Annotated in this window: 15 protein-coding genes and 1 pseudogene; 13 read left to right on the plus strand and 3 right to left on the minus strand. The window is 62.9% G+C overall.

The window, feature by feature from the left end:
- The first annotated feature begins 3 nt into the window (after positions 1 to 3).
- Together IPM20_00340 and IPM20_00345 are read left to right on the plus strand one after the other, a co-directional pair.
- Complete coding sequence (locus IPM20_00340; protein MBK9130079.1) at positions 4 to 411, plus strand: SUF system Fe-S cluster assembly protein; 408 nt, start codon at positions 4 to 6, stop codon at positions 409 to 411.
- Positions 412 to 428: 17 nt separating this feature from the next.
- Complete coding sequence (locus IPM20_00345; protein ID MBK9130080.1) at positions 429 to 743, plus strand: non-heme iron oxygenase ferredoxin subunit; 315 nt, start codon at positions 429 to 431, stop codon at positions 741 to 743.
- Positions 744 to 836: 93 nt separating this feature from the next.
- On the opposite strand, the gene IPM20_00350 is transcribed toward IPM20_00345, so the two are convergent.
- Positions 837 to 2183, minus strand: coding sequence for a sigma 54-interacting transcriptional regulator (locus tag IPM20_00350; protein ID MBK9130081.1), 1347 nt, complete (start codon positions 2181 to 2183; stop codon positions 837 to 839).
- A 292-nt stretch (positions 2184 to 2475) separates the two neighbouring features.
- On the opposite strand from IPM20_00350, the gene IPM20_00355 reads away from it, so the two are divergent.
- The 5 genes from IPM20_00355 to IPM20_00375 all read left to right on the plus strand — a co-directional run bounded on the left by IPM20_00355 (position 2476) and on the right by IPM20_00375 (position 6917).
- Positions 2476 to 2709 (plus strand): hypothetical protein, encoded by a 234-nt coding sequence (locus IPM20_00355; protein ID MBK9130082.1) that lies wholly within the window; start codon positions 2476 to 2478, stop codon positions 2707 to 2709.
- 11 nt (positions 2710 to 2720) lie between these two features.
- Positions 2721 to 4316 carry a cytochrome ubiquinol oxidase subunit I gene (locus IPM20_00360; protein MBK9130083.1) on the plus strand — a complete coding sequence of 532 codons (1596 nt, stop codon included), beginning with the start codon at positions 2721 to 2723 and terminating at the stop codon, positions 4314 to 4316.
- Positions 4317 to 4327: 11 nt separating this feature from the next.
- Positions 4328 to 5470 carry a cytochrome d ubiquinol oxidase subunit II gene (gene cydB / locus IPM20_00365; GenBank protein MBK9130084.1) on the plus strand — a complete coding sequence of 381 codons (1143 nt, stop codon included), beginning with the start codon at positions 4328 to 4330 and terminating at the stop codon, positions 5468 to 5470.
- Positions 5471 to 5482: 12 nt separating this feature from the next.
- Positions 5483 to 5578, plus strand: a complete 96-nt coding sequence (gene cydX / locus IPM20_00370; GenBank protein ID MBK9130085.1) for a cytochrome bd-I oxidase subunit CydX — start codon at positions 5483 to 5485, stop codon at positions 5576 to 5578.
- 67 nt (positions 5579 to 5645) lie between these two features.
- Entirely contained in the window at positions 5646 to 6917 is a 1272-nt protein-coding gene (locus IPM20_00375) for an NAD(P)/FAD-dependent oxidoreductase (GenBank protein ID MBK9130086.1), read from the plus strand.
- 52 nt (positions 6918 to 6969) lie between these two features.
- Here IPM20_00375 and IPM20_00380 read toward each other — a convergent pair.
- Positions 6970 to 8374: pseudogene (locus IPM20_00380) on the minus strand (MBL fold metallo-hydrolase).
- 232 nt (positions 8375 to 8606) lie between these two features.
- On the opposite strand from IPM20_00380, the gene IPM20_00385 reads away from it, so the two are divergent.
- The 6 genes from IPM20_00385 to IPM20_00410 all read left to right on the plus strand — a co-directional run bounded on the left by IPM20_00385 (position 8607) and on the right by IPM20_00410 (position 13468).
- On the plus strand, positions 8607 to 9533 hold the full coding sequence (locus tag IPM20_00385; GenBank protein MBK9130087.1) for a mechanosensitive ion channel family protein: 927 nt from the start codon (positions 8607 to 8609) through the stop codon (positions 9531 to 9533).
- A gap of 95 nt (positions 9534 to 9628) precedes the next feature.
- A complete protein-coding gene (locus IPM20_00390; GenBank protein MBK9130088.1) occupies positions 9629 to 10360 on the plus strand; it encodes a DUF481 domain-containing protein in 732 nt (243 codons plus the stop codon).
- Between the two features lie 120 nt (positions 10361 to 10480).
- Positions 10481 to 10771, plus strand: a complete 291-nt coding sequence (gene groES / locus IPM20_00395) for a co-chaperone GroES (GenBank protein ID MBK9130089.1) — start codon at positions 10481 to 10483, stop codon at positions 10769 to 10771.
- A gap of 301 nt (positions 10772 to 11072) precedes the next feature.
- A complete protein-coding gene (locus IPM20_00400) occupies positions 11073 to 11705 on the plus strand; it encodes a hypothetical protein (protein MBK9130090.1) in 633 nt (210 codons plus the stop codon).
- Positions 11706 to 11712: 7 nt separating this feature from the next.
- Entirely contained in the window at positions 11713 to 12381 is a 669-nt protein-coding gene (locus IPM20_00405) for a hypothetical protein (protein ID MBK9130091.1), read from the plus strand.
- A gap of 211 nt (positions 12382 to 12592) precedes the next feature.
- Positions 12593 to 13468 (plus strand): sel1 repeat family protein, encoded by an 876-nt coding sequence (locus IPM20_00410; GenBank protein ID MBK9130092.1) that lies wholly within the window; start codon positions 12593 to 12595, stop codon positions 13466 to 13468.
- Positions 13469 to 13485: 17 nt separating this feature from the next.
- On the opposite strand, the gene IPM20_00415 is transcribed toward IPM20_00410, so the two are convergent.
- Positions 13486 to 14427: a hypothetical protein gene (locus IPM20_00415; protein MBK9130093.1), complete on the minus strand. Its 942-nt coding sequence runs from the start codon at positions 14425 to 14427 to the stop codon at positions 13486 to 13488.
- Positions 14428 to 14439: the final 12 nt, after the last annotated feature.

Genomic DNA, 14439 nt, shown 5'->3' on the forward strand with positions numbered 1-14439 from the left:
GCCATGGGAGACCAGCTCAAGGACATCAAGATCAAGTCCGTCAATCCGTCCCATCCGGAGCGGCACCGGCCTGCCCCCGCAGGGCCGGCGGCGGAAGACACGGAGGGCGGTTTGCGTGAGCGCGCAATCGCGGCCTTGCGCACCATCTACGATCCCGAGATACCGGTCAATATCTACGAGCTGGGTCTGATCTACACCCTCGACGTGAATGAAGCCGAAGGCAATCTCTACGTCGAGATGACCCTGACCGCGCCCGGCTGCCCGGTGGCGCAGACATTCCCGGGCGTGGTCGAGGCGCGCCTGCGCGAAGTGGATGGCGTGGAGGAGGTGACCGTCAAGCTGGTGTGGGAGCCCACCTGGACGCAAGACCGCATGACTGAGGCTGCCCGCCTGCAGCTCGGCCTGTTGTAAGAGGGACCGGCTGGCAAATGAATGGGTGGGTCGAGGTCGCCAAGGTAGCGGAAATCCCGTCGGGCCAGTGCAAGCCGGTGATCATCGAGGATCGCATGCTCGCGATCATCAACCTCGCCGGGGAATTCCATGCCATCGACAATATCTGCACGCATGCCTACGTCGAATTGTGCGGTGGCATGATTCTCGGCGACCGCATCCAGTGTCCGCTCCACGGTGCGCAGTTCAATATCCGGACCGGCGCCGTGGAATCTCCGCCGGCCTACGAGCCCCTGAAGACGTATCCGGTCCGCGTGGAAGGGGAGGGTATTCTGGTCAAGGTCGAGGACTAACGACTGTGGACGTGGCAAGCCTTGCCGGTTTCACGTCGAGGAATTTCCATGGTCGGGTTTTGGGTCGGTTGCCGAGACCTCAGTCCTCCGTCCTTAATCCGGGTTTTTGAGTTCCCGCAATTTCCGATACAGAGTCCGCTCGCTCAGGCCGAGGGTTCGCGCCAGCGCGCGTTTGTCGGTGCCGTTCCGTTCCAACGCCCAGTTCAGATACTGTCGTTCGATCGCCTCCAGCGGTTGCAGGGGTCCGCTGAACGGCTCCGCCTGTGGGTGCGGCTGTCCGGTATTCCTGATGCGGCATTCCTCGGGCAGATGTTCGGGTCCGATCAGTTCTCCGTCGCATAGCAGGACGGCGCGTTCGAGGATATTGCGCAGTTCGCGCACATTGCCCGGAAAATCGTAGCCTTGCAGGCATTCCAGCGCCTGTTCGGACAGCCGATGCCGCTTACGGTTCATACGGTCCAGCAGCGCGCGCGCGATCAGTTCCAGATCGTCGTCGCGTTCGCGCAGGGGTGGCAGCGTGATTGGGAAGGTGCTGATGCGGTAATAGAGGTCGCGGCGGAAACGCCCGTCGTTTACCGCCTGACGCAGGTCACCGTGGGTCGCGCAGACGAGGCGGAACTCCGCTTGCCGGGTTTCGACGCCGCCGACACGCCGATAGGACCGCGTTTCCAGCAGGCGCAGCAGCTTCACCTGCATGGACAGCGGGATGTCCGCCACCTCGTCGAAGAACATGGTGCCTCCCTGGGCGGCCTCCACCAGCCCGGTCTTGCGGGCGTGCGCGCCGGTAAAGGATCCTTTCTCATGGCCGAACAGCTCGCTTTCGAACAGCGATTCGGTGAGGCCGGAGCACTCCACGGGAACGAACGGCCCGCCGGCCCGCCGGCTCATTTCGTGCAACTCCAGTGCCGCCATTTCCTTGCCGGTGCCGGACTCTCCCAGCAGCAACACGGCGGTGTCGCTCGGCGCGGCACGTTCGATCAGTTCGAGCATGCGCAGAAACGCCGGTGAGTGACCGATCAGGCGCTGTTCATTCGCCTGCGCGGCGCCGACACTGCTCTCGCGCAGGATCTCCAGAAAATAGGCGATCTCGCCATGCCCATCCCGTATCGGCATGGTTTCGACCGTGACGCGCTCCTCGCCCTTGCGCGTGTAATGCAGATGCAGCACGCGCTGCGTCTGTCCGGTGGCGAGACTGTTGCGCAGCGGGCAGGTTTCTCCGGCCTCGTCGCACGGGCGGGTGAAGCGATGCGATACCTCGTAACAGTGCGATCCGGCGCCCTGCCGCCGGGGTTTTCCATAGTGGGCGTGATAGTGCCGGTTGGCGGCCAGGATCCGGTAATCGCGGCCGATCAGCACGGCGGGATCACTGAAGCCGTCGAGCAGCGCGGTAAGGTCGGGCAGCTTGTGAGATGTGCGCGTCATATATGACAAATATGGCATTTTTAAAACCCGATGCCGCCAATTCTGGCATACAATGACGGAGGTATCCAGCCCCGTCTCGGCCCGGCTCCTGGGCCAGCCGCCGCGTATCCTTCCAGTCGATGGATGATTTTATTTTTAACAATCAATAAATTGTAATTGAATCGAAGCGTGCCCTTTTTTCGTCCCGGTGTGTGAGCTAGAGTTGGCTCGCTGCTTGCTCTTCCTGTGCAGGAATCGAAAACCGGTCTTACGGAACAAGACTCCGCCAGCGCCATTTGGTGACGCCGCTGGCGGGAATGAGGAGACGGGAATGGAGCGCACAAACCCTGCTGTGAATCGCCCGTGGGCGAGTCCCCCTGTCGTGCCGCCGCGCCGGCTGTCGCTGGCCGCCGAAATCACCGCTGCCCTGATCGTCAAGCTGTTGTTCATCGGGGCGCTGTGGTTCCTGTTTTTCAGTAACCCGGTGGATGAACATCTCGACGATACCGGCATCGCCGCTGCCTTTACCGGCGTGCGCGCGGGATCGGAACCCAACCTGCCATAGGGGCACGACACATGATCAGTGAATCGGTAGTAGATCTTTCCCGGCTGCAGTTCGCGGTGACCGCGATGTATCACTTCCTGTTTGTCCCGCTCACGCTGGGCCTGGCCTGGCTGCTGGTGATCATGGAGTCGGTGTACGTCATGACGGGCAAGGAGATCTACAAGGACATGACCCGCTTCTGGGGCAAGCTGTTCGGCATCAATTTCGCCCTCGGGGTCACCACCGGCATCACCATGGAGTTCCAGTTCGGCACCAACTGGGCGTACTACTCACATTACGTCGGGGATATCTTTGGCGTACCGTTGGCGATCGAGGGCCTGATGGCCTTCTTTCTCGAATCGACCTTCGTCGGGCTGTTCTTCTTCGGCTGGGACCGCCTGAGCAAGCGCGGGCATCTGGCGGTGACGGTGCTGGTCGCGCTCGGTTCGAATCTGTCCGCCCTGTGGATATTGATAGCGAACGGCTGGATGCAGCATCCGACCGGGGCCGAGTTCAACTATCAGACCATGCGCATGGAGATGACGAGTTTCGCGGACATCTTCTTCAATCCGGTCGCGCAGGTTAAGTTCGTGCACACGGTTGCCGCGGGCTATGTCACCGGATCCCTGTTCGTGCTTGGCATCAGCGCCTATTACATGCTGAAGGGACGCGATCTGCCGTTTGCGCGGCGTTCCTTCGCCATCGCCTCGGGATTCGGGCTGGCTTCCATCCTGTCGGTGATCGTGCTCGGGGACGAGAGCGGCTACGAGATCGGCAACGTGCAGAAGACCAAATTGGCCGTGATCGAGGCCGAATGGGAGACGCAGGAGCCGCCGGCGGCCTTCACGTTGTTCGGGCTTCCCGACCAGGAACGGCAGACGACCGACTATGCGGTGAAGATCCCCTATGCCCTCGGCCTGATCGCCACCCGCTCGGTGGATGAAAAAATCACCGGGATCAAGGATATCATCGAGGCCAACGAGCAGCGCATCCGCGATGGCATCGTGGCGTATGCGGCGTTGCAGAAGCTGCGTGGCGGGGATGATTCGGCGGCGGTCCGGGAGTCGTTCGAACGCCACAAGGACGAACTGGGGTACGGCCTGCTGCTCAAGCGTTATCATCCGGATGTCGTCGGCGCCAGCGATGAGCAGATACAGCAGGCGGCACGTGAATCCATCCCGCGAGTCGCGCCCATGTTCTGGGTGTTCAGGATCATGGTCGCGTTCGGGTTTTTCATGCTGTTCCTGTTCGGGATGACCTTTTATTACTGTATCCGCCGCCAGGTGCAGCAGCGGCGCTGGATCCTGCGCCTGGCCCTGTACAGCATACCGCTGCCCTGGCTGGCCGCGGAGGCGGGATGGTTCGTCGCGGAATACGGCCGGCAGCCGTGGGCGATCGGCGAGGTGCTGCCAACGCACCTCGCCACCTCTACGCTCGGCGTCGGCGACCTGATATTCAGCCTGTCCGGATTCATCGGTTTCTACACCCTGCTGCTGATCGCGGAGTTGTATCTGATGTTCAAATACGCGCGGCTGGGACCGAGTTCGTTGCACAGCGGACGCTATCACTTTGAGGCGGGCGGCGGCACGGTGCTGGCGCATCAGCCGCAGTCGCGCCAGGACGCATAAGGAGCGAGGCCATGATCTTCGATTACGATACGCTTAAACTGATCTGGTGGCTGTTCGTCGGGGTTCTGTTGATCGGTTTCGCGCTGACCGACGGTTTCGACCTCGGTGTCGGGACCCTGCTGCCGTTCCTCGGCCGGACCGATACCGAGCGCCGCATCATCATCAACTCGGTCGGCCCCACCTGGGACGGCAACCAGGTCTGGTTCATCACTGCCGGTGGCGCCGTCTTCGCGGCCTGGCCGGCGGTATATGCCGCGGCCTTTTCGGGATTTTACGTTGCGCTGCTGCTGGTATTGTTCGCGCTCTTCTTCCGGCCGGTAGGTTTCGATTACCGCAGCAAGGTGGAGGATCCGCGCTGGCGCCGGGCCTGGGACTGGGGCCTGTTCGCGGGCGGGATGGTGCCGGCGCTGGTGTTCGGAGTCGCCTTCGGCAACCTGTTGCAGGGTGTGCCGTTTCAGTATGACGAGATGATGCGTCCGAGCTACACCGGTTCGTTCTTCGGCCTGCTGAACCCGTTCGCGCTGCTGGCCGGGGTCGTCAGCCTGTCCATGCTCGTCATGCACGGCGCCGTGTTTCTCCAGGTGCGCACCGAGGGCGTGATCTACGCGCGCGCCAGGACGGCGGCACGCATCGCGGGCAGCGTGATGATCGTGGCGTTCGCCCTGGCCGGGGCGTGGCTGTATCTTGGCGTCGAGGGTTACCGCATCGTCTCCATGCCGCCGGCCGACGCCATGCCAAACATTCTCGGCAAGGCCGTGGAGCGCGGAGCGGGCGCCTGGTTCGAGAATTACGCCAGCTACCCGCTGACGCTGCTGGCGCCGGCGTTGGGCATCATGGGTGCGGCTCTGGCGCTGCGGTTTTCCTCGCGCGACCGGCCCGGAACCGCCTTCGTGTTCAGCGGCCTGTCGCTCGCCGGCGTGATCCTGACCGCGGGAATCTCGATGTTTCCGTTCATCATGCCGTCCTCGATCCGGCCCGATCACAGCCTCACCGCATGGGACGCCACCTCGAGTCAGCTGACGTTGACATGGATGTTCTGGGCGACGCTGTTTTTCCTGCCGATCGTGATTGCCTACACCGCCTGGGTCTACCGCGTGATGCGCGGCAAGGTGACCGCGAAGATGATCGAGGAAAAGAGTCATTCAGTGTATTAAGGAGGTGTACGCATGTGGTATTTCACCTGGATACTGGGCGTTGGACTGGCGGTTGCGCTGGGAATCATCAATGCCATGTGGCTGGAATCGGAGTGCCAACTTGATTGACGGAAGAGGCGCCTCCGACAGGGCGCGACCATTGACATGATACTGATACGAATGAAGGAGGAATGAAATGGCGCATATCGTGATATTGGGAGCGGGGACCGGCGGCATGCCGGCGGCCTACGAGGCGCGCGAGGCGCTGGATAAATCGCACAAGATTACCGTGATCAATGCGGTGGATTACTTCCAGTTCGTGCCCTCCAATCCGTGGATCGCCGTCGGCTGGCGCAAACGCCCGGACATTACCTTTCCGATCCGGCCGCATCTCGAGCGCAAGGGCATTGATTTCATCGCGGACACCGTTACCGGGATCGACGCCGCGGGCAGCACGCTGCAGCTCGCGCGCGGCGAGACCGTCAAGTACGACTATCTGATCATCGCCACCGGGCCCAAGCTTTCGTTCGACGAGGTTCCCGGCATTGGGCCCCACGGTGGACATACCCAGTCGGTGTGCACGGTGGATCATGCCGAGAAGGCCTATGACGCCTATCAGGAATTCCTCGGCAACCCCGGTCACGCAGTGATCGGCGCGGTGCAGGGCGCGAGCTGTTTCGGCCCTGCCTATGAGTTTGCGTTCATCGTCGATGCCGACCTGCGCAAGCGCAAGCTGCGCGACAAGGTGCCGATGACCTACGTGACCAGCGAGCCGTATATCGGACACCTTGGTCTCGGCGGAGTCGGAGATTCCAAGGGAATGCTCGAGAGCGAGCTTCGCGAACGCCACATCAAATGGATCACCAATGCCAAGGTGACGCGGGTCGAGGCGGGCAAGATGTACGTCGACGAGCATAACGACTCCGGTCAGGTGATCAAGCAGCATGAGCTCGACTTCAGGTTCTCCATGATGCTGCCCGCGTTCAAGGGTGTCGACGCGGTGGCGAAGGTGGAGGGCCTGTGCAACCCACGCGGTTTCGTCATCGTCGACAAGCACCAGCGCAGCCCGAAATATCCGAATATCTATTCGGCGGGCGTATGCATCGCGATACCGCCGGTCGAGCAGACGCCGGTACCGACCGGAACGCCGAAGACCGGCTACATGATTGAGTCGATGGTGACTGCCATCGTGCACAACATCGAAGAGGAGGTCGCCGGCCGCGCGCCGAGCCATACGGGCACCTGGAACGCCATCTGCCTGGCGGATATGGGGGATACCGGCGCCGCCTTCGTGGCCCTGCCACAGATTCCGCCGCGCAACGTCAACTGGTTCAAGAAAGGCAAGTGGGTACACCTGGCGAAGATCGCCTTCGAGAAATATTTCATCCGCAAGATGAAAAACGGGACCTCGGAACCTATCTACGAGAAGTACATGCTGAAAGCGCTCGGCATCGAGCGCCTGAAGTAAGCCGGTCGGCAGCCTGGCCGTCGCGTCGCCTGCCGCGGCGCGGCGGTCTTTTTTATATGTCGATGCGCTCGCCCATGCCCGGGATGCGAGCCTCCAGGCCGAGCTCTTCACGGATGCGTCCGCGCAGGATCCCGGCCTTCTCGGTTTCGCCGTGCACCAGATACACGCGCGGCCTGCGCGTGCCGGGGCCGCGTAACCAGTCGATCAGCTGGCGCTGGCCGGCGTGGGCGGAGAACCCGCCCAGGGTGTGGATGCGCGCCTTTACCGCGATCTCGCTGCCCATCAGGTGTATCTGCTGCGCGCCGTCGACCAGCGCGCGTCCGGGAGTTCCCCGCGCCTGAAAGCCCACGAAGATCACGTGCGCTTCACTGCGCCACAGATTGTATTTCAGGTGGTGGCGAATGCGACCGCCGTTGCACATCCCGCTGCCGGCGATGATGATGGCGCCGCCCGTGATCTGGTTGATCGCCATCGATTCCTCGGTCGTGCGCGAAGTGCGCAGCACGGGCAGCCAGGCGAGCAGGTTGGCGGCGTCCGCGCGATGCAGCTCGGCGAGTTCTTTCCGGTTGAACAGCGTCATATGATCGTGGTAGATGTCCGTCGCCGCGATGGCCATCGGGCTGTCCAGGAAGACCGCGCGCTGCGGCAGCTCGCCGGCCTGGAAGAAACGGCCGAGCAGATAGAGGATCTCCTGAGTGCGCCCCACCGCGAACGCGGGTATCAACACATTGCCGCCGCTCCGGGCCGCGGCCTGCAGGGCCAGCCTAAATTCCTCCACGGTTTCCATCGGCGGACGATGGTCACGATCACCGTAGGTCGACTCCATCAGCACGATGTCGGCTTCATCGACAGGCGTCGGATCGCGCAGCAGAAAGGAATCCTTGTTGCCGAGATCACCGGAAAAGACCAGCTTGGTGGTGGAGCCGTTATCCCGGATCCACAGCTCGACGATGGACGAGCCGAGGATATGACCGGCGTCGCGGAAGCGGAAATCGATGTCCGCGGACAGATGGCAGCGCGTGTCGTACTCGACGGGCTGACGCAGCTCGAGCACGGCTTCCACATCGGCGAGGGTGTACAGCGGGGTGATCGTCTGTTTGCCGGCGCGCCGGCGGATCTTGTTCTCCCATTCGGTGTCCTTTTCCTCCAGATGGGCCGCGTCTTTCAGCATCAACGCGATCAGATCATGCGTGGCGGGAGTGGCATACACAGGGCCGCGGAAGCCTTCGCGCGCCAGGCGCGGGAGCAGGCCGGAGTGATCGAGGTGCGCGTGTGACAGGACCACCGCGTCGATGCCGCGCGGATCGAAGGCGAAGGGCTTCCGGTTTGTCCCCTTCGGTCTGGGAATCGCCCTGGAACATGCCGCATTCGAGCAATATGTGCGCATGTGCGGTCTCGAGCAGATAACAGGAGCCCGTCACCTGCCCGGTTGCGCCCAGAAACCGCAGTGTCGCCATTGTGTCCTCCGTATCGGTAGTCACCGCGAATCGTCCGAAGCGGCTGAAATCCCGGCGCGCCAGTCATATTGATTCTGTCCGGACGCGTGTTGCGGTCCCCCGGAGCGAAATCATCCTGGCCGCAAGGGTTCAATCTCCTGCCCCTATCGCGTAATATGACCCGCAGGTGCGCGTTTTCGCAAGTTCGTGCGTTGCGCGGCGGACGCCCGTTCGACCCAGGGAGGACATCGCGATGGAAAAGCTGCTGGATCTGCTCAGCCAGATTCACTGGGACACAATGATTTTTTCGTCGCTGCGGATCGCGCTGATCCTGGTCATGGGCTGGGTCGCGCTCACCGTGGTCAAGATCGCGCTGCGTCGCATGGAGGCCCTGCTGGTGGAACGTGCCCATGGAGAGGGCGAGGCGGCGGGAGAGGCGGCAAAGCGCGCCGAAACTCTGGCCAAGCTGATACGTCAGGCCGCGATCATCGTGATCTGGGCCATGATCGTCCTGATGATCCTGCGCGAGGTCGGAGTGGAGATCGCGCCGATCCTGGCGAGCGCCGGTGTCGTCGGACTGGCCGTCGGCTTCGGGGCGCAGAACCTGGTGCGCGATCTGATCACCGGTTTCTTCATGATCCTGGAAAATCAGGTGCGTGTTGGCGACGTTGCCGTTGTCAACGGCACCGGCGGGCTGGTGGAGAAGATCAATCTCCGGACCATCGTATTGCGCGATCTGTCCGGCGTGGTTCACGTATTCCCCAACGGCACCATCAATACACTGGCCAATGTGACGCGTGAGTGGTCGGCCTACGTGTTCACGGTCGGCGTCGCCTACAAGGAGGATACCGACAAGGTAGTGGATGTGATGCGCCGCGTCGGGACGGAGCTGAAACAGGATGAGGCCTTCGGGCCGTTCATGGTGGATGACATCGAAATTTTCGGCGTGGACGCCTTCGCGGACTCCGCGGTCAATATCAAGGGTCGGATCAAGACCGTTCCGATCAAGCAGTGGGATCTCGGCAGGGAATATCTGCGCCGTGTGAAGAAGGCCTTCGACCATGAGGGCATCGAAATCCCCTTTCCGCATCGCTCGATCTATTTCGGCGAGGCGAGTAAGCCCGTCATGATGCAGTTGATCGACGCCAGCGCGGCGTCTTCAGGCCTGAAGAACGGCTAGCCGACCGACAATCATTTTTCCGATTTCCGGGGACCGGGTCGCGGCGCTTGCGATCTTCCCCGTGTTTTGATGACCGCAGCAGACAGGAGTATGTGATGAAGCACAAGACACGAATGATGGCCGTGATGGTAATGGCGGTGCTGGCGACGGGCGTATCGCCCGCGCGCGCGCAGGAGAAGGCCCCGCAGGGGTGGAGCGGCGACGCCGGTCTGGGCTTCGTTGTCACGACGGGCAATACCGAGACCGAGACGATCAACACCAAGGCCACCCTGGTCTACGGCGCAGACCCCTGGAAGCATACGGGCAAGCTGGATCTGCTGAAGGGAAGCGACAACAACGAGACCAACGCGGACCGGGTGATGCTGTCCGGTAAATCGGAACGCGATCTGAGCGCCGCGAGCTACGTCTTCGGTCTGCTCAACTATGAGGATGACGAATTCAGCGGTTACGATTACCGCGCCAGCGAGACGCTCGGCTACGGCCGCCGCCTGGTGCAGAACGAGAGCATCACGCTGAATGCCGAAGCCGGTCTGGGTGCCCGCCAGGACAAGGTGAGCGACACGGGTGACAGCGAGAACGACGGGATCGTTCGTCTCGCCGGCCTGCTGGAGTGGCGCATCAGCCCCTCCGCGAAGTTCGCCCAGGAACTGGAGACCGAAAGCGGGGGAGGGCTCACGGTGACCCGTTCCCTGTCCACGCTCTCGGCCCAGGTGGTCGGGAATCTCGCGGCCAAGTTCGGTGTCCGGGTCACCCATACCAGCGACGTGCCGCCCGGAATCGACGAGACGGATACCGAGACCTCCACCACTCTCGTATACAAGTTCTGACCGATCCATGGGGGGCTTGAAATTCCACGATCAGCGCATATATTCCTGACGCACGGTACCGTGCGTCAGGAATATCCATGTAACCTTCTGAATCGAAACTCTGAACCAGGGAGAGTGTTTATGAAGATTCGTCCTTTGCACGATCGCGTGCTGGTCAAGCGCGCGAGCGAGGAAAATGTTTCCAGGGGCGGGATCGTCATCCCCGACTCGGCGGCGGAAAAACCGATCCGGGGCGAGGTGATCGCCGTCGGCAAGGGCAAGATCGCCGATGACGGTTCGGTCCGCAAACTGGAGGTGAAGGTCGGCGACAGCGTGCTGTTCGGGAAATACTCCGGCACCGAGGTGAAGGTCGACGGCCAGGAATATATCGTAATGCGGGAAGACGACATCATCGCCGTGCTGCAGGGCTGAGCCCCGCGCGCGAACCACGATCATCTGCCGGAGATGTAGACCCGCGCGGTGCCGGGGCATGGTCTCGCCAGCTGGAAACGACAAGGGGGCGGAGCAAAACTCCGTCCCCTTTGTTTTTCCGCGGTCGCGCGCCGTAGCGCGCATGGCGCCGAATTATACCAGTTAATCAGGGCCTTGCTAAGCTTACCCGCGGCCGGAAATTGCGCTATATACACCGGAGGGGTGTCGCCTGCTTGAGCGCCGGGCGCAGCGACCGATATAGGGTATAGGTGTATTGGTGTGGCTGTTGGGAGGTGTACTGATGGCGGGGCATCCACATTCCGAGCGTCTCATCACCGGGACGGATCTGCGTGAATACTTTCAGCACACCATCGACGACGCACTGAGCACCCAGGGCGTGGACGCCGCGGTGGAGACGGTCTACTACATCGTCAATCTGCTCACCGCCTATCAGCGCGCCGACCGGTTCTACGAACAGACCGCCGATGGCTTCGAACTCAAGCCCCTCGCCATCATGTATGCCGAAGCCCTTGAATTGCCGCATCCCCAGCAACGCAATCAGATGGTACAGCGCCTGGGCGATGTCGCCCTGTTCATCGCGGGCGTCTTCTCCGAGAGTCTGCGGCGCAAGCCCGTCGACGTCGATTACTATATCGCCATGGGCAGCAATGCCTATGGTTATCTCTCGGATGCCATGCGGGGGACGACGCGGGGCGCGGCATTCTGCGCGATCTTCACCGAACTCTCGCGCAAGTTCTCCGAATTCGCCGCCGCGCTCGCATGCGTCCGTGAGGGCGTCGAGCCGAACAGCGATCTCGATACCCTGAGGCTCTATGACCTCTGGCTGCGCACCGGCAGTCGCAGCGCCGCGCGACGCCTGCGTGAACTGGGCATCGATGGCCACACCCTGTCGACGGTATCCGTGCGCCACTGAGCACGCCATGTCGGCGGCATGCCTGCGCGATTTGCAGCACCACCTTGAGCGGATCTACGAGCTCGATGTTTCCCGCGATTGCGAGGTGGATCGCTTCCTGATCACCGACGCCGAACTGGCCGGTACCCTGGAGGGGGCTGTGCACGCGCGTGCCCTCCCCGAGAAGCTGCTGGTCTGGGAACAGGAAGATGAGCTGCACGTGTCGCTCTACCTGGAGCCCGACGTCATCGACGTGCTGGCATCGAACGATCCCATCCGCAGCCTGAACGATGGCAATCTGGCGGCATTCTGGTCGGCGCTGGAAGGCGTCAGCCACTTCCTCTACCTGGTCTGGAATGCGCGCCACGGGCGTGGCATCAGCCTGTTCGAGCTGGAACTGCAGGCGGAGGTCGACAAGTTCGTCGGCGCGGCCTTCCTGCTGGCGCGCCAGCGGCGCCTGCGCGTCCCGCGCGAGCTCCATGAGCAGGTATTCGCGCGCCCGCGGTTCGACCCGCGGCTGATCGACGGTGAATGGCGGCGTTACCGCCACGCCAATCAGTTCGCCAGCCTCTATTGCGGACGGTTACGCCGGCGCTATCTGTCGAACCACGGCGCCGGCCTGCTGAGGGAACTGCGCCGATTCTACCGCCTGACACACCGCTACAAGCTGAATCATATCCGCGCCTCCGCCTGCTGACCCGTTTGTTCCCCGCTGCCTCGAGCCCGGCCCGCCCGTTCGGCCCTGCGCCTGCGTCACCTGTGACGGGCCGGCCTCCCGTGGCGGCTGTCGCGGATAAACCTTGCGCCGCTGATGCCGATATGTGGAACAGGGCGGCCGTCGGCCGGCGGGTCGCCTCGCGCCCCCGGCGGCGTTTCCATGTTCCAGCCGGCGCGGCAGGAGTCTGGCGATGCGCGCTTCGGTTCTGTGGCTCAAGGCGGTGTTGATAATCCTGATCTCGGCGCGGGTATCCGCGGCCGAACCTGCGGCATTGTCGCTCGATATGGAAGTCGCGCAGGCGAACCGGGGTTCCGTGGCCGCCCAGTACCTGCTGGGCAACCGTTACCTGAACGGTGACGGCGTCGAGCAGAATTTCACCGACTCCGCGCGCTGGTTCCGGCAGGCGGCGGAGAACGGTCATGCCGAGGCCCAGTATACGCTCGGCCTGATGTACGAAACGGGTGTCGGCGTGGAGCGCGATAGCGCGCTGTCGATCGACTGGATCCGGAAATCGGCGGAGGCCGGATTCCCCGGGGCGCAATACCGGCTGGCGCGCATGTATGTCTATGGTGACGGGGTGGCGGTGGATGCCGGGGCGGCGGCCGGCTGGTATGCCGAGGCCGCGGCGGGGGGGATCGTTGAGGCCCAATACGCGCTCGGGCTGGCCTATCTTCACGGCCGCGGAGTGGAACGCGATCCGGAGCGCGCCGTCGAGTGGCTGGTCGCGGCCGCCTCTGAAGATGCCGATGCGCAGTACCTGCTCGGCACGCTGTACATGGAGGGCATCGGTGTCCCCCGGGACAATTACGCGGCGATGGAGTGGTTCTTTCGCGCCGCCCATCAGGGCAACAGCGATGCCCAATACCACATCGGGATGATGTACGCCCAGGGCATCGGGGTCATGCGGCAGGAGACCAAGGCCGAGATCTGGCTGCGGCGTGCGGCGGACAGTGGTCACGAACTGGCGCGCCGCGGCCTCGAGGAATTGATCCGGCGGCGGGTCGAGAATCTGGGGAATTATCCGCTGCCCGATCTGCGGCGGGTACGGGCGAGCCTGTACGGGTAGGGCGGGGAAAAAGACGCCTATGGCGTCGGGCGATTGTCAGGATAGGCCCAGGGATTGGCCTCGGTGTGATCGAAGTAGCTGCTCCAGTCGGGATTGATATTGGCGCTGCCCTCGGAATAGGTATAGGTGCCGCCGCTGCCGCCAGGTCCGGCTCCCGGGGTATAGGAATACCTGCCGGCGGTGACATGGGGGTTCTGGGCGTCGGTCGCCGCGTCGAAGCGCACCGCGGACGGCCCTCCGTTGGGCGATGAGACGTCCGGGGGCAGATCGGAACCCTTCAGCTCGGTGGTATTGGTGACTACGGATGCAGTCGCGGCGCTGGTCAGGGGATTGCCGGCGGAGTTGATGATGAGCGTGGCGTTCAGGTCACTCGCATCGATGACGTTGGAGATTGTAGGCTTTTCGGCATACTTGTCCTTGACGAAATCCACGGTCAGGTCGCCGTCGGTGACCAGCTGGCGCATCTGGACCCGCGAGGGGTTGCCGCCGCTGTTTCCGCTCGCAACGGCATCCGAACCCAGGGGGTCAAAGCCGTTTCCCTCGAAACCGAAGCTGACGGCGGTGTCGCCGCCGCTCGCCGAGACCGTCGGGCCGATCGCGGCCGCAGTCCCCGCGCAGCTGACCGGACCGCGGCAGTTGCCGCCGGTCTGGGCGATATATCCCGACTGTATGTAGACCTCCTGCGCGAATCCGGAGGCCGGATCACCCACGATCAGGTGATAGTAGGGCGTCGTGCCGTCGAGCACGCGTTCGTAGACAAACGGGGTTTGGCCGGTAAGGAGTGCGTCATTACCGCCGTCATCGGTCTGGGTGATGCTCGTGCCACTGAAGACGGGATTGCCGGTATCGGTGGTCCAGTTCATCGTGAACTCGGCCCGGACGGGCGCGGCGCACAGGAATAACGCCGATAGGCCGAGCGATACTGCGGTCTTCGATGCACGTTTCTGCGGCGGGTACATGTCTCGCGTCCT

Source organism: Gammaproteobacteria bacterium, from assembly GCA_016716465.1.
In the GTDB taxonomy this organism is placed as follows: Bacteria; Pseudomonadota; Gammaproteobacteria; order SZUA-140; family SZUA-140; genus JADJWH01.